The organism is Cyclonatronum proteinivorum (assembly GCF_003353065.1).
Classification (GTDB): domain Bacteria; phylum Bacteroidota; class Rhodothermia; order Balneolales; family Cyclonatronaceae; genus Cyclonatronum; species Cyclonatronum proteinivorum.
The window spans coordinates 3,529,938-3,547,332 of record NZ_CP027806.1 but is presented as its reverse complement, the minus strand read 5'-3'; the positions used below and the strand labels follow the sequence as shown (position 1 = coordinate 3,547,332).

The 17,395-nt window shown below is 55.9% G+C and carries 11 protein-coding genes and 1 riboswitch; of the genes, 8 read left to right on the top strand and 3 right to left on the bottom strand.

The window, feature by feature from the left end:
- Positions 1-54 precede the first annotated feature (54 nt).
- The 3 genes from CYPRO_RS13455 (at position 55) to CYPRO_RS16870 (ending at position 6,159) form a co-directional block, all read left to right on the top strand.
- Positions 55-3,570, top strand: coding sequence for a S8 family serine peptidase (locus CYPRO_RS13455; RefSeq protein WP_164682798.1), 3,516 nt, complete (start codon positions 55-57; stop codon positions 3,568-3,570).
- Positions 3,571-4,255: 685 nt separating this feature from the next.
- Positions 4,256-5,746, top strand: coding sequence for a pyruvate kinase (locus CYPRO_RS16875; RefSeq protein ID WP_114985106.1), 1,491 nt, complete (start codon positions 4,256-4,258; stop codon positions 5,744-5,746).
- 38 nt (positions 5,747-5,784) lie between these two features.
- Positions 5,785-6,159, top strand: a complete 375-nt coding sequence (locus CYPRO_RS16870) for a pyruvate kinase (protein WP_205730360.1) — start codon at positions 5,785-5,787, stop codon at positions 6,157-6,159.
- A gap of 268 nt (positions 6,160-6,427) precedes the next feature.
- Here the strand turns inward: CYPRO_RS16870 and CYPRO_RS13440 are convergent, their stop codons facing one another.
- Entirely contained in the window at positions 6,428-7,993 is a 1,566-nt protein-coding gene (locus CYPRO_RS13440; protein WP_240644760.1) for a replication-associated recombination protein A, read from the bottom strand.
- 335 nt (positions 7,994-8,328) lie between these two features.
- On the opposite strand from CYPRO_RS13440, the gene CYPRO_RS13435 reads away from it, so the two are divergent.
- From CYPRO_RS13435 to CYPRO_RS13415, 5 genes are all read left to right on the top strand, one after another.
- On the top strand, positions 8,329-8,751 hold the full coding sequence (locus CYPRO_RS13435) for a DoxX family protein (protein ID WP_164682796.1): 423 nt from the start codon (positions 8,329-8,331) through the stop codon (positions 8,749-8,751).
- A 122-nt stretch (positions 8,752-8,873) separates the two neighbouring features.
- Positions 8,874-9,103, top strand: a riboswitch (cobalamin riboswitch).
- Positions 9,104-9,138: 35 nt separating this feature from the next.
- Entirely contained in the window at positions 9,139-11,112 is a 1,974-nt protein-coding gene (locus tag CYPRO_RS13430; protein ID WP_114985103.1) for a TonB-dependent receptor plug domain-containing protein, read from the top strand.
- A gap of 166 nt (positions 11,113-11,278) precedes the next feature.
- A complete protein-coding gene (locus CYPRO_RS13425; protein WP_164682794.1) occupies positions 11,279-12,592 on the top strand; it encodes a DUF5074 domain-containing protein in 1,314 nt (437 codons plus the stop codon).
- A gap of 983 nt (positions 12,593-13,575) precedes the next feature.
- Positions 13,576-13,935, top strand: a complete 360-nt coding sequence (locus CYPRO_RS13420) for a hypothetical protein (RefSeq protein ID WP_114985101.1) — start codon at positions 13,576-13,578, stop codon at positions 13,933-13,935.
- A gap of 119 nt (positions 13,936-14,054) precedes the next feature.
- Positions 14,055-15,185, top strand: a complete 1,131-nt coding sequence (locus tag CYPRO_RS13415; RefSeq protein WP_114985100.1) for an alanine racemase — start codon at positions 14,055-14,057, stop codon at positions 15,183-15,185.
- 30 nt (positions 15,186-15,215) lie between these two features.
- On the opposite strand, the gene CYPRO_RS13410 is transcribed toward CYPRO_RS13415, so the two are convergent.
- Together CYPRO_RS13410 and wecB are read right to left on the bottom strand one after the other, a co-directional pair.
- Positions 15,216-16,208, bottom strand: coding sequence for a GNAT family N-acetyltransferase (locus CYPRO_RS13410; RefSeq protein ID WP_114985099.1), 993 nt, complete (start codon positions 16,206-16,208; stop codon positions 15,216-15,218).
- Entirely contained in the window at positions 16,205-17,293 is a 1,089-nt protein-coding gene (gene wecB / locus CYPRO_RS13405; RefSeq protein ID WP_114985098.1) for a non-hydrolyzing UDP-N-acetylglucosamine 2-epimerase, read from the bottom strand. The genes CYPRO_RS13410 and wecB overlap by 4 nt, the downstream gene beginning before the upstream one ends.
- Positions 17,294-17,395 lie beyond the last annotated feature (102 nt).

Here is a 17,395-nt window from a genome sequence, read left to right as displayed (position 1 = left end):
CCTGGCTCACCGCGCTTTTCAATCTTACTAACGAACAGAATCAGCCTATTTATAATGAAGTACAAAAAACTATCAGCGCTTATGGCGCTGTTTTTGGTATGTATACTGGGTGTATACACGGTGAAAGCCCAGGAAATACTACATGAGGAAATCGCAGGCACAGGGCTTGTGGAATTTATGGACGGTCAGCTTGTTGTAGAGTTTGTACCGGGCTTGCTTTCAGCGGAAGATTATGCCATGCTGCAGGAATCTTTGGCCGTTGAAGCGGTTACGCCGCTTACTTTTATTGATGCCGAATTGTGGGAATTCCGCAACGGAACGGTTCAACAGGCGCTCGACATGCTGAACAGCCGCGCTGATGTGGTATACGCCGAGCCCAACTTTGTGTACCGCATTCCCGATGTAATCCGTGATTACAGCTTCGACGAAGTTTTCGAAAGCCTGCAGACCATCCCCAACGATCCTTCTTTTGGTCAGCTGTGGGGACTCAACAATACGGGTCAAAGCGGCGGCACAGCCGGTGCTGACATCAGCGCCCTCGATGCCTGGGAATACACAACCGGCTCACTTGATGTGATTGTGGCTGTTTTCGACTCCGGTATTCGTGACAACCATCCCGATCTGCTTGATAACCTGTGGACTGACGCAGACGGCAATGTAGGCCAGAGTTTTCTGGGGGATACCCCCAACGATCTGAACGGTCATGGCACGCACGTAGCGGGCACCATTGGCGCGGTTGGCAACAACGGCGTGGGTGTAGTAGGGGTAAACTGGGATGTGACCCTTATGAATATTAAAATTTGCGGTCTCAACGGGGCCAACACCTGTAACGGTGCGGCTATGATTCAGGGACTACAATATGCGGTTGAGAACGGCGCAACGATCTCCAATCACAGCTGGGGCGGCCCCGGATTCTCTCAGGCGGGCTTCAACGCCATTCAGGCTGCCGGTCAGGCCGGTCACTTCGTGATTGCCGCTGCCGGTAACAACGGTACCAACAACGACAATCAGAACTTCTACCCTGCCGGGTACAACCTTCCCAATGTAATGGCGGTTGCGAGCTCCGACCGTAACGATCAGCGCAGCGGCTTCTCGAACTTTGGTGCCAATACGGTGCATGTCGCGGCGCCCGGTTCTGCCATTTTCAGCACTTACATCAATGCCAGCGGCTATGCTTCCCTTTCCGGAACTTCCATGGCAAGCCCGCATGCTGCCGGTGTTGCAGCCCTGCTGAAAGCGGCTAATCCGGACGCAACACCTTCCGAGCTCCGCTCCTGGATTATGAACAGCGTTGATCCTGTTCCTGCATTTGTGGACAACACCATCGCCGGCGGACGCATTAACGCGGCGCAGGCGCTTGAACTCAGCTTACTCGGACCGCCATCGGCGAGTGTGACCCCTACAAGCGGTTTTGTATTCAGCCTGAATGAGGGCGAAGTCGCTACTGAAGTAATTGATATCCTGAATGATGCTGAAGGCCCGCTCAACTATACGATTGGCGTCGCGTACGGCGAGGGAACAGCCGAACTTGCTGGTTTGCCAATCGCTCCGGGTGCGGAGGCTTTTGTGGATCAGAATTTTTGGGATGCGGCAGGCCTTCAGTCCGATGAAGTCGTAGCTTCTTTCGAGCCGGAAGAAGGATTTGAGCCCGGGTTTATCGGAAATCAGCTGGGTTGGAGTACACTCAATGCAAGCAGCACGCAGCCGGTCATTTCTGATGTACGCGCCAGCGACGGCGACTGGGCGCTGGAAATTGCCCGTCAGGAAGGTACGGGCGGCAACACCAATATAGGCGTGCGGACCCCGCTGATTCCTACCGGAAGCAAATTCTACACATTGGAAACGGATGTGTTTGTAGAAGAGCTGGGCGGGGCAAGCTATGATATCGCCCTGCAGGCACCATCTCTCGGCAGTATCACGACCCGCTTCCGCTTTGCTTCAAACGGAAACCTTCAGGTCTTTACCGGCGGGAACTCAACCATCAACGTGGGCACTTTTGAGCCGGGTGTGTGGTATGCCTTCGCCCAGGAAATCGATACCGAGGCCAATGAAATCCGCTACATTATTGATGGCGAAGTGATTCATACGGGAAGCTTCTGGTCGGCCACTACGGTTGAGCAGGCGGTATTCCTCAGCAACAACAACAATGATGGCGAATCCGGATTCTTCGACAATGTGCGCTTCAGCGGCAACGACGGCTGGCTGAACGTAAGCAGCAGTGCCGGTCGGGTTGATGGTTTCGGTTCTGAGCAAATCACCCTTACCGCTTCGGGTATCATGCCGGAAGGCGTATATAACGCGCTCATTTCCATCGCTACCAACGATCCTGAAAATCCGCTCTTCCAGATTCCGGTAACCCTGGAGATGGATATCGTGATTGAAGACCCGCGCATTGTACTTACCGCAGGCAGCATGAGTTTTGCAACAGTACGTGATGAAAACCCCGAAGACACGAGCTTTTCGTTTTTCAACCGCGGACTTGAGCCGCTCGAATACAGCATATCCGTAGATGAAGCGGCCATGGGCTGGCTCTCAACGGATCCGCAGGCCGGTATTTTGCAGCACGAGGACACGCAGGAAGTGACGGTTCAGTTCTCTATTGAAGGCGTCCCTGCCGGATCTTACAGCGCCAATATCAATATTGAAACGAATGATCCGGAAAACGAGACCCTCACCATTCCGGTAAGCCTTGTTATTGTTGAAGCGCTGCCGGAAGCCATCGCGCTTACCGCGCCTGTCAATGAAGCATCTGCCGTTTTTGAGGATATTATGTTTGAGTGGGAAGCTGAAGCAAATGCGGAAAGCTACATGTTCCGGATTTCCACCGATGATGAGCTGGCCGAAACCGTTTTTGAGTCAACGACGGAAGAAACCTTTATCACGGTCGAAGACCTGCAGCCCGAAACCACCTACTTCTGGCAGGTGAAAGGCTTTAACATTGCGGGTGAAGGGGAGTGGAGTGAACTTTGGAGCTTTACCACGGCCAAAGCCGAGCCTTCAGCAGTGCAGAAACTCTTCCCGGCCAACAATTCGACGGATGTTCAGCTCTTTGGCGTCTTCAACTGGCAGGCCGCCGCCAACGCGGAGACCTACGACCTGCAGATTGCCCTCGACGAGGCCTTCGAAGAACTCGCCGTTGACGTAACCGCTATCACCAACACCCAGCAGTTTGTCAGCGGCCTGCAAGGCAGCAGCACCTACTTCTGGCGCGTGCGTGGCGAAAACAGCGACCGTGTAGGGCCATGGTCAGAAGCTTTCGTATTCGATACCATCATCACTACCGATATCGGCCGCGATGATTTGCCGACGGAATTCACCCTCAACCAAAACTACCCCAACCCCTTCAACCCGACCACCCTCATCAGCTACGCCCTGCCCGAGGCCGCTGAAGTCCGCCTCGAAGTGTACAACCTGATGGGTCAGCGGGTCGCAGTACTGGTCAGCGGCCAGCAAACCGCAGGCCGCCACAGCGTCAGCTTCGACGCCGGTGCCCTCTCCAGCGGCATGTATATCTACAGGCTGCAGGCAGGGACCTTTGTACAAACCCGCAAAATGATGCTGGTGAAATAAACCCCGATTCCGGGCAAGACCCGAAACACCCATCCAAGCCTGAAACCCGCCGTAAGCCTTGTCCTCGCGGCGGGTTTTCTTTTTTTGGAGGAAACCCCGTGCACCTCACTGGCATCGGAGTAGCCCGGAAACCCCAAACCTAACGGAAACGCCCTGCTTTTTGCCTGCGACCCGCTGACAGAATGCGGATTTTCCTGATTGACCGGATTGATCGGATTTGCGCGGATTAATTTGCTGTGCGCACATGAACCCCAATTCCGCGGCACAAACGCGCAACGCCCAAGCGCCTGGTTGGCCACCCCCCGTTTTCTGAACAGGATTTTTAAGATTGATTGGATGAACAGGATGTCACCGGGATTTGTACGGCGTCACACCGTAGGGGCGCACCCTTGTGGTCGCCCCATTCGGATGCTTGATTGGCCCCTGACCCATCCTGTTCATCTCTCCATCATAAAAATCCTGTTCAAACCACGACGCTACCGGGTGCAGCGCTCCGGGGTATTTCTATTTATTGCGGCAGGCCTCCACACACCGGCCACAAATAGGGGATAAAGCTCCAATAAACCGAAACCAAAGACACGAAAGCATCTCCCTACCCCCGAAACACATCGTGCAGTAATATGGGCTTCAAAAAGAAATGATATATTGATGTGATCTTATCCCAACTTCCCCATTTTTGCCCGCTATGAAGCCCCCCTACGAAGATTCCCGACTGCGACCGTGGCGCATTCAAAAGATGCGCGAATTGCTGCCTGCCCTGCAGGAGATGGTCGCTGAAATGCAGCTTGTGCCCGACCGCTTTGAGGCCCGCCTGAAGCGGGTGCATCCTGAGAACCGGGAGAGTGCCGTGAACCTGCTGCAATATCTGGTGCTGCGGCAGCATGATTTGCGCGGTATTCAGCGGGAACTGGCGGGGCTGGGGCTTTCCTCGCTGGGGCGGGCGGAGGCCGGGGTGATGGAGAGTTTCCGGGCGGTGATCCGCCTCATCAATACGGCGCTGGCCGCGACCGACGGAAGCCCGCAACCGGCAGATATTCCGAATTCCGATCCGGCATTTTTGCAGCCGCCCTGCGGGAGCACGCGTCTTGCGGAGAACACAGCGCAACTGCTTGGTCCGCCGCAGCCGCACCGCAACACCCGGATCATGGTCACCATGCCGCCCGAGGCCGCGCACGACCTTGCGCTGCTCACATCCCTGCTCGAAAGCGGCATGGATGTGGCGCGCATCAACTGCGCGCACGATCAGCCGGAGGACTGGCTGCGCATGACCCAAAACCTTACCGAAGCCAGCCGGAAGACCGGCAAAAGCTGCCGCGTGATGACCGACCTCGCCGGACCCAAAATCCGGACTGCAGAGGTGCCCGCGGAAGTGCCGGTGCTCAAAATCAGACCCGAACGCGATGCGCTGGGCCGGGTCACGCTCCCGGCCCGAATCCGGCTTCTTCCGGCATCGGGCACCGATACTCACACGGATAGCGACGAATCGCATCCTGCGCTCGTGCTGGATGATGATGCGCTCCGCAGTCTGAAGCCGGGCGATACGCTGCACCTGCGTGATACCCGCGGTGCCCGCCGTAAGCTGCTGCTGGTACCGGACCAGGAGGGGAGCCTGTTTGGCCTGAGTCACAAAACCATTTATGCGGCCCCCGGCATGCGGCTCACATCGGAGCGCAACGATCAACTGGCTATCCCGGTAAAAGCGGTCCTAAACCCGGATCCGGCAGTTGTGGTCAAACCCGGTGATCTGCTCGAAATTGCGCTGCATCCCCAAAAATCAGCATCTGCCTCTGCCTCTGCCTCAGCCTCAGTGACGGCGCGCATTGGCTGTTCGCTTCCCGAAGCCTTCCGGAATGCGCTGCCCGGTGCGCCGGTGTGGTTCGACGACGGCAAAATAGGGGGCATCATCGAAGAAATTTCTGAGGGCAAGGTACTGGTGCGCATTCGTCAGGCGCGTCCGACCGGCACGAAGCTGCGGGCAGATAAAGGCATCAACCTGCCGCAAACGGCAATTCAGGTAAGCGCCCTCACCGAAAAAGATCTCGCCGATCTGCCGTGGATTCAGCGTCACGCGGACCTTGTGGCGCTTTCATTTGTGAATCAGGCGGAGGATGTGCAGCACCTGATGGATGTGATGGAAGCCAGCGCGCCGGGCGCGGAGCATCCGCCATCATTCTGAAAATCGAGACGCGTCAGGCGTTCGACAACCTGCCCGATATGCTGCTCACCGCCATGCAGGCACGGTTTTGCGGGGTGATGATTGCCCGGGGCGACCTTGCTATCGAGTGCGGGTTTGAGCGCATGGCCGAGGTGCAGGAGGAAATCCTGTGGATCAGCGAGGCCGCGCATGTGCCGGTTATCTGGGCGACGCAGGTGCTCGAAAATCTCGCCAAAACCGGGCTGCCTTCGCGGGCCGAAATCTCCGACGCCGCCATGGGCAACCGCGCAGAGTGCGTGATGCTGAACAAGGGACCGCACATCACAGCTGCCGTGCGAAGCCTCGACAATATTTTGCACCGCATGGAGGCGCACCAAACCAAGAAAAAAGCGCTGCTTCGCAAGCTGAGTTTTGAGGACAGGGGGCTGGTGTAGCGGACTGCGATCACCAACGATCTGCCTTTGAGTCGGGAGCGTTTCTGGGTAGTCCGGCAGCCTCGTTGCCTGAACGGAATGTTTTCAAGGTTTGGGATGCAATGCCGACGGGCCGCCTGAGGCGCCCTGAATAAACCACAAACATCGCCGGGCTTAGCCTGATTTGGTTGGTGCACCCGGAAGCACATCTTCCGATAAAAAAAGCAGATGGTGCCCCCACCAAAATCCCCGAATCCTCAAATCATCGAATCTTTGAATCTTTGAATCCTCAAATCTTTGAATCCCGAATCCGCTTCAGCCGCTCGTTCAGTCGTTCTTCGACGGGGCTGGTGCCGGGTTCGTAGTGTTTTAGGTTGGGGAACTCGTCAGGGAGGTATTGCTGCGCGACCCAGTTGTTAGGGTACTCATGCGGATAGCGGTAGTTTTCAGAAGGGTTGTCGCTGCTTTCGTAGCGGGCTTTGAGCCGGTTCGCGGTGCGGTCGCGCAGGTGCGGGGGCACGGTGCCGGGGCCCGATTTCCGGACGTGATCCAGCGCCTTGAAAATGGCCTTGGTGCTGTTGCTTTTCGGGCAGAGGGCGAGGTAGAGGCAGGCGTGTGACATAAAATAGAGGCCCTCGGGCATCCCGCAGGTCTCGAAGGATTGCAGACAGGCCTGCACCAGCTCCAGCGCTTTGGGTTCGGCCATGCCGACATCCTCTGAAGCAAAAATGAGGAAGCGCCGGAAAATAAACTGCGGGTCTTCGCCGCCTTCGAGCATGGCCGCGAGCCAGTGCAGGGCCGCATCGGCATCGGAGCCGCGCAGGCTTTTGATGAGCGCGGAGGCGTAATGATAGTGCTCATCGCCCTGACGGCTGAACCGCACATTGCGCTTTTGGATGGATTCCTGCGCGACTTCCAGGCTGATGCGCCGCGTTCCGGTCGCGTCAGGATCGGTGGTGAGCACGGCCATCTCGAGCGCGTTCAGGGCATTGCGGATGTCGCCCGCGGCGTAGGAAGCAAAGTGCCACAGCGCTTCATCGCTGATTTCGATGTTGAAGCGCGCGAGTCCGCGGGACTGATCGCCGAGCGCCCGGCGCAGCAGCGTGAGCAGGTCTTCCTCGTCGAAAGGGTACAGCTCGAAGAGCTGACAGCGGGAAAGCAGCGGACTCACGAGCGAGTAGTACGGATTCTCGGTCGTTGCCCCGATCAGCGTGAGCAGGCCCGATTCGATGTGCGGCAGCAGGGCATCCTGCTGGGCCTTGTTCCAGCGGTGGATTTCATCCACGAACAAAATCGTGCGGGTTTGCTGCATCCGCTCTCGGGTGCGGGCTTCTTCGACCACCGCGCGCAGCTCCTTGATGCCATCAAGCACGGCGTTCAGCACCACGAAGCGGGCGTCGATTTCCTGCGAGATTACGTTGGCGAGGGTCGTTTTGCCGCTGCTCGCCGGACCGTACAAAATTACCGAGCCGATCTGTCCGCTGCGGATCATCCGGTAGAGCAGCTTGCCCTCGGCCAGCAGGTGCCGCTGCCCCACAAATTCTGCGAGCGAAACGGGCCGCATCCGCGTGGCAAGCGGCGCCGCCCGCAGCGCCTCCGCCGCCTGCCGGTTCCCCGGTTTCCGCCCGCCTTCCTGCTTCTCTTCAAATAAATCCATGCTGCGCCCTTGGGATGGATGGTTCTCGTTGACCCGCAAAATAACGAGATAAAAACTTTCTGCACCACCGGAAGTCGCCCGCAAAAAGGCCTCAACCACCCAAACCTTCCCCCCACCCCCCGTGCCTGCAATGGCTTTCTTTTTTAGGGTGAACTCCGCGAGCATCACGGGCAGCAGCGAAGGCTCCTGATATCCCAAATCGGTCTCATGGCGCCTTGCTTTTTGCGTGCGGGGCGTTGAGGGAACGCAGATTGGGCGAGATCAGGGGCTTCGGCAGTAAAGGTCGGACTCGCAGGTTCGCTCCTGCGGTGTATAGCAAACAAAAAAGCAAGGGCTTTTCCGTTGATTTGGGATTTCGGGATCTGGCACTGCTGCCAGTGATGTGCACGGGGTTCACCCTAAAAAGTAAAAAACTTCTATTTGCCGGGATTTTTGGTTTTCGGGCCGGTCTTTGCTTTTTGTATACTAAAGTGCCAGTATCGACTTTATGTGCTGTTTTCAATACCCTATTCATCCAAAACATTTTTCGGATTATGTCAAAGACTTCTCACAAAACGGATAAGCAGATGGCGTTTGCGCTGCTGCGGCTTACGCTTGGAATCAATATGCTGGGCCGGGCGCTGGTCAGGCTTCCGGATGCGCAGCAGTTTGCGGAGGGGATGGCGCGGAATTTTGCCGATACGATTCTGCCGGAGCCGTTTGTGCTCGTGTATGCTTACGTGATCCTGCTAGCTGAAGCGGTCATCGGGGTGCTGCTGATCCTCGGCTGGAAGACCCGCTACGCCCTCGCGGGCATGGGGCTGCTGATGGCGAGCCTGACGATAGGGCAGATTTTGCTGCAAAACTACGGCACCGTAGCCAATATTCTGATTTATGCGATTGCGGTCTATCTGATGCTCACCAACACCGAGCACGATCATTTCGGGATTGACACGGGGTTTAGCTTTAAAAAATAGCTGCTGCGCCCGATTTTCTGAGCGGTCCGATTTTTCGTTTCATCGCCGCAAACCCGGGGCAGTCCAAAACTTCCCGGGTTTGGTGTTGTGATGCGTCCTGAAAAAGGCGTACTTTAGGCACTTCAGAATACGAACAACCTGGTTCATCCTTTGGATGATTAAAAGGGAATCCCGTGAAAATCGGGAGCTGTACCCGCAACTGTAAGTCCGACGCGGGGTGAAGTCTGAATCTTAACCTTCGCCCGCATTTTCGCGGCTGCCACAACGCCACTGTTTCGAGCCCCAAAGAAATGGGAAGGCGGCAGACGCTTAACGGACAAGTCAGGAGACCTGCCTTGATGTTCCGACGCTGTAAACTTCGGGTAAAAGTTTCAGTAGCTCATTTATATGTCTTCCTTTTTTTGCAGCACTCCGGGCAGGGGTGCATTTTGTTTCTGGCTCGTTGTGGGCTTTTTTGTGATTTTACAGCTTGCTGTTTTTCCGGCACTTGTGTATGCTTTAAATCAAACCGCGCAGCCGGATACGCTGCGGCTGCGGCTCGAGCAAATCTATATAGAAGCTTCGCGTATGCCGGTTGCGCCGGAACGTCTGCCGGTGGAGGTGAGCCTCGTTCGCGCGGATGCAGCAGCGGCTTCGGCGGCAGCGAGTCTGGGGGATGTGCTTCGTTTCCACACGCCGGTGATGATCCGTGCCTACGGTCTTGGCGGCATTCAGTCGGTTTCGGCACGCGGCTTCGGGGCGCGGCAGACCTCGCTGATGTGGAACGGCTTCGGCATCAATCACGCCATGCTGGGCGAGACCGATTACAACCTGATTCCCGCCGGCTTCGCCTCGAATATTCGCGTCGCGACCGGCAACAGCAGTGCGAGTTTCGGGGAAGGCAGCACGGCAGGGGCAGTGCTGTTCGATAGTCCGCAGCCGGAAAATGAGACGGCCTTCTCTCTGCAAACCGGCGCCTGGGGGCAACGGCAGTTCGGGCTTCAAACCGGCTTCCGCGGACCTGTCTTCCGGGCTTCGCTGCACCTGAGCGGGGCGCAGGCCATGAACAACTACCCGTATTTCGACGACATCCGGCAGCGGGAGGAAGTCCGCCGCAACAATCAGTTTCAGAACCGGCACGCCTTACTGAATGCAGGCTTCACGCAGGGCAGCTGGCACTACGACGGCAGCCTGTGGCTGGGCGCAGCGGAGCATCACATCGCGGGCTCCTCGGCCATCCGAAATCCGCGCGCCGTGCAGGACGACCGTTTTACCCGCTGGACCAACCTGCTCGCGCGGCAGCAGGGCCGCGGGCTCTGGCAGCTCAGCAGTTTTCACGAATGGTACGCCCTCGACTACACCGACGTGCCCGCGCGCATCGAAAGCACAAGCGACCTCCGCCGGCATCAGGCGCGGCTCGTGTACCGACAGGAACTCTCGACGCGTCTTTTTTTATCCGGCGGGCTCGATGCGGGTCATCTGAGCGTCGAAACCAACAACTACAGCGGCACCGAAACCCGGCAGCAGCTCTCCGCTTTTGTGCAGGCAGAGGTGCGTCCCACACAAACTCTTGCCATCTACCCCGTGCTGCGGGTGCTCACCTACTCCGACTTTGGTCAGGCCTTCACCGGCTCGTTCGGCGCCAACTGGCGCACGCCGCTCGACGGCCTGTACCTGCGGGGGCAAATCGCCCGGAATTTCAATCCGCCCGGACTCAACGATTTGTTCTGGGGGCAGGGCGGCAATCCGGACTTGAAGCCGGAGGAAAGCCTCAGTCTTGAAGCCGGAGCGGCCTGGGCGCGGAATCTCGGCGAACTCCAAACGCGGGCGGGCGTAACGCTGTACCGGATCTGGTTCGAAAACGGCATCCGCTGGCTGCCCGGTGCCGGCGGGATTTGGTCGCCGGTGAATCTGTTCGAAATCGACAGCCGGGGCGTCGAAGCCGACCTCTCCCTAAGCTACGACTGGCGCGGCTGGGGATTTTCGATGGATGCGGCCCTTGCCCGAACCCGTGCCACGATTCCGCGCGAAGAAACGGTCGAAGGGCAGCTCCGCCGGGTTGATCGTCAGCTCACCTACGTGCCCGAATGGAGCTGGAAAGCCGGTGCGGGGATCCGCAAACTTGGCGCTTTTGCAAATTTCAGCCTGCAGCACGCGGGCAGCCGATTCACGACCGCCGATCACAGCAGTCCGATTGATCCCCTCAGCGCCTTCACCGACATGAACCTGCAGCTCGGCTACGAAGGCCGCTTCCGCGGCACCCAACTCCGCCTCGCCTGGACGCTTCACAACCTCACCGACGGTCAGCACGAATTCATCTCCCGCTACCCGCTGCCGCCCCGCTATCAGACGCTCTCCCTCCGTATCGGCTTTTTGTACTGATTGCCCTGCGCCCTTCCGTCGCTAATTCCACAGTAAGAAGCAGGCTGCAGCACCTCACTCATTCCCCAATCCGAAACATCCTCCAACGAAAACCTCAATCAAATACGGCAGCCGGATTTCGCCCGGATGCCATCCATCGATAAAATTCAAACCCATGAAAAACAGTATGATGCAAAAAATTACGTCTCTCTCCGTGCTATTGATGCTGGTATTCGCAGCCGGCCTTCACGCGCAGCAGCTTGAAAAAGTCTATGTACTCAATCAGGGCGCCTTCCTGCAGGCCAACGCCTCGGTTACGTCCTGGAATCCCGCGACCGGGCAGGTGCAGCAAAACGTGTTTCAGCAGGTCAACGGGCGCCCGCTCGGCGATGTGGCGGTGCATTCAGCCCTCATAAATGGCCTCCTCTATATTTTGGTGAGCAATTCTGACACCATCGAAATCGTGAATCCGGAAACCTTTGCGTCGATGAAACGCATTTTCGTGGATGATTTCGGCGGCAGCAGTCCGCAGTGGATTGAGCAGGTAAGCGACACCAAGGCCTACGTTTCGAACCTGACCGGCACAACCGTTTCGGTGCTTGACCTTGTCACCAACGAAATTACCGGCTCGATTGAAGTCGGCCCCAACCCCGAGGGTATCGCCGTGAGCGGCGGCAAAGCCTATGTCGCCCTCACCGATTTTGGCAACGGTCAGCAGGTCGCCGTGATCGACATCGCGACCGATACCCGCACCGCCCTGATCGATGTGCACGATAATCCGCGCTTCCTCCACACCGGCAGCGATGGCCGCGTGTGGCTCATGAGCACCGGCAGCTTCGGCATCCCCGAAAGTGACGGCAAAATCAGCATCATTGACCCCGCTACCGACACCGTCACTGCAACCGTGGATGTCCCCGGCAAACCGCAGCGCATTCAGCTCAATGAAGCCGATAACATTTTATATGTGCTCAACAATGGCATCATGAAGCTCGACATGGAAACGCTCACCTTCGCCGATGACAAGCTCAGGGATTTTGCCCATTTCGGGATGCGCTTCTGGAACGGCGATCAGCCCCGCATTTTTGCGACCACTGCGCCGGATTTCAGCTCGGCGGGTAGCGTCACCGTGCTCAGCACCGACGGGGATGTACTCACGAGCTTCACCGCAGGCATCGGTCCGGATTTCGTGCAGTTCGTGAGCGGCGGCCCCGTCTCCGTCGGCGGCGATGAAATCGCTTCGGGCTTCCGGCTGCACCAAAATTATCCCAACCCCTTCAACCCGGCAACGGTCATCAGCTACGAACTGCCCGAAGCCGCGGAAGTTCGCCTCGAAGTCTTCAATCTGATGGGACAGCGCGTTGCGGTCCTCGATGCCGGATTCCGCACAGCGGGCGCGCATCAGCTCCGCTTCGACGCCGGCACCCTTGCAAGTGGCATCTACCTCTACCGCCTGCAGGCCGGTAGCCTCTCCGCTACCCGCCGCATGACGCTCGTCCGCTAAACACCGCGGAAAGTTCAGGCCAGCCATCCCAAACGGCCGGACAGCACGCCATGCTTGTCCGGCCTTTTTTATTTTTGGGGGGAATTCCGAGAGCATCACTGTGCGCAGTGCTGGTTCCAGGCATCCCAAATCGGTTTCATGGTGCCTTGCTTTTTTTGCTCGTTACGCGTCTGAAGGAATGCGGATATTTAAGATTTGTCGGGCGGGATTTACACGAAATCATTGAATCGTATTTTTAAACCGGATCAGATCACGAGACGCAATCAAGCACAAAAAGCGCTGAAAGCGCGGCATACCACAGCACGGGGTTCCAACCCTGTGAAACCTGACGCGCCAGGAATAGAGCCCTGAAGGGGCGACATACCTCCGATGCCGGAACTGCGCACCATGCAGAATCAAAGCTACGGAGATATGCCGCCCTTGCAGGGCTTGCTATTTTCGGGTCACGGCCAAACCCGGGGTTAGCACCCCGGGCTGTGATATGCCGCCCCGTTGGGGCTTTGCCTTCAGGTTTTATCAACCGCATCTGAATGATAAGCCGGTATGGGATATGACGGCAAAAAACCATCATCAGCCCACCAATCCAAAATCCCAAGATCCCAAAAGATCAAATCGAACGCTTATCATTTGGCGGGAACACCATCGAAGCCTCAATATCAGTCCAATCACGAAACCATCAAACGCGCATGTGAGGGATCTCCTTCGTCTGAATATGCCCGCAAGGTGAAAAACTCCTATTGGCGGTACAACCCGGATAATTTTAAATTTTCCACCGCACATGCATGGATGACTCGTTCTGTATGTATCCGGTTTTTATATATCTGCATGGCGCAAAGTGACTTAAGGTTTCAGTCAACCATAAATACAATATTTGAATTACAGTCATGTCTTTTCAATAGGGAATACTACTAAAAATAGTCTGAATGATGTTTGGGGGATGCTTGTTTGCGCGAAAACAATCCCAATAAAAATGAGGTAATCTTATGGAATCTGGTCAATCCCAAACGGCGTCTGTTTCAACATCATTTTCTGATGTCATTTCAAGCTACTGGCATAAAATTCGTACACCACAGTTTATGCTTCTGTTTGCTACGTTATTTCTGGTACTCTATGTGCTGCTAATCAATCTCGAAGCAAACGCAGGGCTGCTCATCAGCATGTTTTTCTTTTCGCAGGTGATGGTCATTTTCTTTGCGTGGATCGTCGTGAGGCATGGTGTATTCGATGGTAAGGAGTTGGAAAAAGAAGATGAATTTGGATACGAAGATTTCGATCATGAGAAGGAAGTCTTTACCCGTGACTTGAATCAGGTGTATCATCAGCTGCGTGATTCGCAGGATTAGCAGGGCAGGAACCGGAATTTGGGTCATACATCCGCTGCGCTAAAGTTTTGCTTGCAGGGGGTCAGAAGGAAGGCTATTATTCGCGCACATCATCATGCGAATAGTAGCCTTCTTTTTTTATGAAAACTTCCTGGAAATCGTGCACAAGTCCTGCACTGTTGTTAGATACCCGCATTGCGCTTCGTAACCTCGACCGGATGGCAGAGAAGGCGCAGCGTGCCGGCGCACGTCTTAATCCGCATTTCAAGACGCATCAGTCAGCAGCCTGCGTGCCCTGGTTCACGGAGCGTGGTTGTACCGGAATCACCGTTTCAAGTCTGAAAATGGCAGCCTATTTTGCTGATGCTGGCTGTACCGATATTACGGTACTCTTCCCGGTGAATATCCGGGATATAAACCGCATCAATGCGCTTGTATCAAAGGTTAAACTGACTTTGAACGTTATTTCGGTGGAAGCTTCGCGCTTCTTGCACAAGCATCTGACCCATCCGGTAACGGTGCTTGTCGAAGTGGACGCGGGATATGGTCGCACCGGTATTTCGGTAAACGATACTGGGCAGATCAGAGCGCTGCTTGAGTGCTTTCAGGAGCTGCAGTTCCCGTTTTATGGGTTTTACATTCATGCCGGTCATACCTATGATGCCGCAAACCGGAATGAAGTTGCCGCGATTCATCAGCAGGGATTATCGGCACTAAAAGCACTCCTGACCGCATGGGAGCCTGTTTTTCCCGAGCTTAAGATTTCAATGGGCGACACGCCTGCCTGCTCTATGCTCGATAATTTCGACGGAATTGATGAAATCAGGCCGGGCAATTTCATTTTTTACGACCTGACGATGGCGGCTATCGGTGCGTGTGAGTTTACCGATATAGCGGTGTGTATGGCCTGCCCGGTCGTTGCGAAGCACGAAAGCCGCACCGAAATAGTGGTGCACGGCGGTGCGATTCATTTATCCAAGGATTGGCTGATGCAGAAAGCTCCCGACGGGTCAAATCAGATGATTTTCGGACGCCCCGTTCCCATTTTCGACCATCACTGGGGCGAGCCGATGCAGGACTGCTATGTGCGTAAACTGTCTCAGGAGCACGGCATCATCAAACTGACGCAACCGGAATTTGACCGGATTCAGGTCGGGGATCTCATTGGTGTGCTGCCGGTGCACTCCTGCCTGACGGCAGACTGTATGGGCGCCTACCTGACGGAAACAGGTGACACTATCGAAATGATGAAATGGAGAGAAATGAAATGACGTACAGTTTTAAGCTGTGCGTAAAACACATCAAAATCGTAGTGCTTTTGATTGAATCAAAAAACGACAGGTTTTTGAAGGTACAACCCTGAAGTGCACATATTTTTTTTCTTCAGGCCCAAAAGAAGTGAAATACCGGTTGATGGTTTCATTCATGGATCCCTCGAAATCAAAGACAAGTTTTTGATCCATAGCATCACGAATCATAAGATGCATGGCATAAGGACCGGCATGGAGATTTTTGAAGGATTGGTTCAGGCCGCTTGAAAGATAGTAGGCCGTATGCCGGTCGAAAGGTACCCAGTAAGCGGCTACCGGTTGACCTTTGAATTCCACCGTCAGGCAATTGGCAAGTCCGTGATGATGCAGTTTTTTTGCGAGACGGATAAAAGTTTCTCTTGGCATGGGATGTTTTCGTCCTGCGGCCTGAAAGGATTCTTCGGCGAGGAGGTAGAGCTGCTCAAAATCTTCGGACGTCTGCGTGCTTATTTCCGGCATTCGTGATGCGCGGCGAATATAGCGACGCTGTGACTTGCCGGTATAGCTCTCCAGTAAGAGGTTTGCCTCGATGTCGCAAATCCGGTTGGTGCGCATGGGCTTGATGGTGCTATCGGGGAAGAGTCCGGGCAGCGCGGCTGCGAAGGCCTGTGAGGCCTGCACCGCCTGCGGGGGCAAATTGAAACTGAATGCATCGAAGCGTGCATAGACTTGCGAGAGCAGATAGGTGCAGGCGTTTTTCAGGCCCGCGCTGAGTGCGAGCGCATCTGAAAAAACAGGACCGTAGTAGGGTGTCATGCGCGGCTGCGGGACGATGCGCTGTCCCCAGCGTTTTTTTACAGCGAGGGCGGTGCCGCCAACAAGCTTCCCTTCGTAGTACAGGCCGAAAATCTGTGTTTCGGTTTCGGGCTGCTCGTTCAGCCAGATGCTCGTGTGAAAAAGAGTGCCGTCCCGCTGTGCGAGCACGAAGGAATCCCACTCATAGTATTTTTTGGGATCGAAGCGCTGAAGGTCAAGTCCGTTCATAGCTTAAAATGCGTCTTGATGGTTTGCGCGATATAAGTCGCGGCCTGACCGTCGCCGTACAGCGGCACCCACGGACCTGCAGGCGCTCGATCGAGTGCTGACCGGATAGCCGAAGCATCCGGCCCCGTGAGCTGATTCCAGCCGCCTTCCAGCGTTTCTACCCACTCGGTCTCTTCGCGCAGGGTGATACAGGGCTTTCGGAGCCAATAGGCTTCTTTCTGTAGGCCGCCGGAATCGGTGAGCACGATGCTGACTTCCGACAGCAGCCGTAGCAGGCTCAGGTAGGGGAGGGGCTTCACGAGCCGTAGGTTACGGGGGGTCGGCAGGCCGGAAATGTGATGCCGGTTACGCGGGTGAACAGGCCAGATCACATCCCCTGAAAAATCCGCGATGCCCTCTAATATGGACTGCATGTTTTCGGGTACATCGGTATTGGAAGGCCGGTGCACGGTAAGCAGGGCAGCTTTTTTGGGGGGCATGAAGCTGTCGCCGTCATCAAGCGGTTCGAGCCGGAGGGCGTCTCCTTTTTGGTTTGCAATACCGGAAAAAATCCGCACCGCATCTTGCATCACATCCCCGCTGATGTGCACGCCGGCCGTGATACCTTCATTGCGCAGGTGTACGGCCCCGGTTTCGGAGCTGCAAAACAGCAGGCTGCTGAGCTGATCGGTGAGCACGCGGTTCACTTCCTCCGGCATTTCCCGGTTAAAGGAGCGGAGGCCGGCTTCGACGTGTATGACCGGAACATGCAGCTTGGCGGCAGCGAGGGTAGCGGCGAGGGTGGAGTTGGTATCGCCGTACACCATGAGTGCAGCCGTTTGATCGAGCCGTTCCAGGAGAAGGGCCTCGGTTTTGCGGAGTATTTCGGCGGTCTGTGCCCCGTGCGGTCCCGAGCCGACGCCGAAATTAAAGGCCGGTTCCGGCAGACCCAGCTCCTCAAAAAAAACGCTGCTCATCGCAGCGTCGTAGTGCTGCCCGGTATGTACCAGAAGTTCCGGAATTCCGGAAGCCTTTAATGCCCTGCTTACTACAGAGGCTTTCACAAACTGCGGCCGAGCACCCGTAACGGTGACAATAGATTTCATGGAAAAAAAGTAAAAATTGGGCTTTAAAATAAGGCTTAATTTAGTTTTTACGTCATTCTAAACCACAGCATCCGGTTCGTTTGGAAGATATTTGGAGCATAT

Excerpts from the sequence above, each read along its gene's own strand:
- CYPRO_RS13415 (WP_114985100.1), top strand. The coding sequence starts at position 14,055 with ATGAAAACTTCCTGGAAATCGTGCACAAGTCCTGCACTGTTGTTAGAT.
- CYPRO_RS13410 (WP_114985099.1), bottom strand. The coding sequence starts at position 16,208 with ATGAACGGACTTGACCTTCAGCGCTTCGATCCCAAAAAATACTATGAG.
- CYPRO_RS13435 (WP_164682796.1), top strand. The coding sequence starts at position 8,329 with ATGTCAAAGACTTCTCACAAAACGGATAAGCAGATGGCGTTTGCGCTG.
- CYPRO_RS13455 (WP_164682798.1), top strand. The coding sequence starts at position 55 with ATGAAGTACAAAAAACTATCAGCGCTTATGGCGCTGTTTTTGGTATGT.
- wecB (WP_114985098.1), bottom strand. The coding sequence starts at position 17,293 with ATGAAATCTATTGTCACCGTTACGGGTGCTCGGCCGCAGTTTGTGAAA.
- CYPRO_RS13420 (WP_114985101.1), top strand. The coding sequence starts at position 13,576 with ATGGAATCTGGTCAATCCCAAACGGCGTCTGTTTCAACATCATTTTCT.
- CYPRO_RS13425 (WP_164682794.1), top strand. The coding sequence starts at position 11,279 with ATGATGCAAAAAATTACGTCTCTCTCCGTGCTATTGATGCTGGTATTC.
- CYPRO_RS13430 (WP_114985103.1), top strand. The coding sequence starts at position 9,139 with ATGTCTTCCTTTTTTTGCAGCACTCCGGGCAGGGGTGCATTTTGTTTC.
- CYPRO_RS16870 (WP_205730360.1), top strand. The coding sequence starts at position 5,785 with ATGCTGCTCACCGCCATGCAGGCACGGTTTTGCGGGGTGATGATTGCC.
- CYPRO_RS16875 (WP_114985106.1), top strand. The coding sequence starts at position 4,256 with ATGAAGCCCCCCTACGAAGATTCCCGACTGCGACCGTGGCGCATTCAA.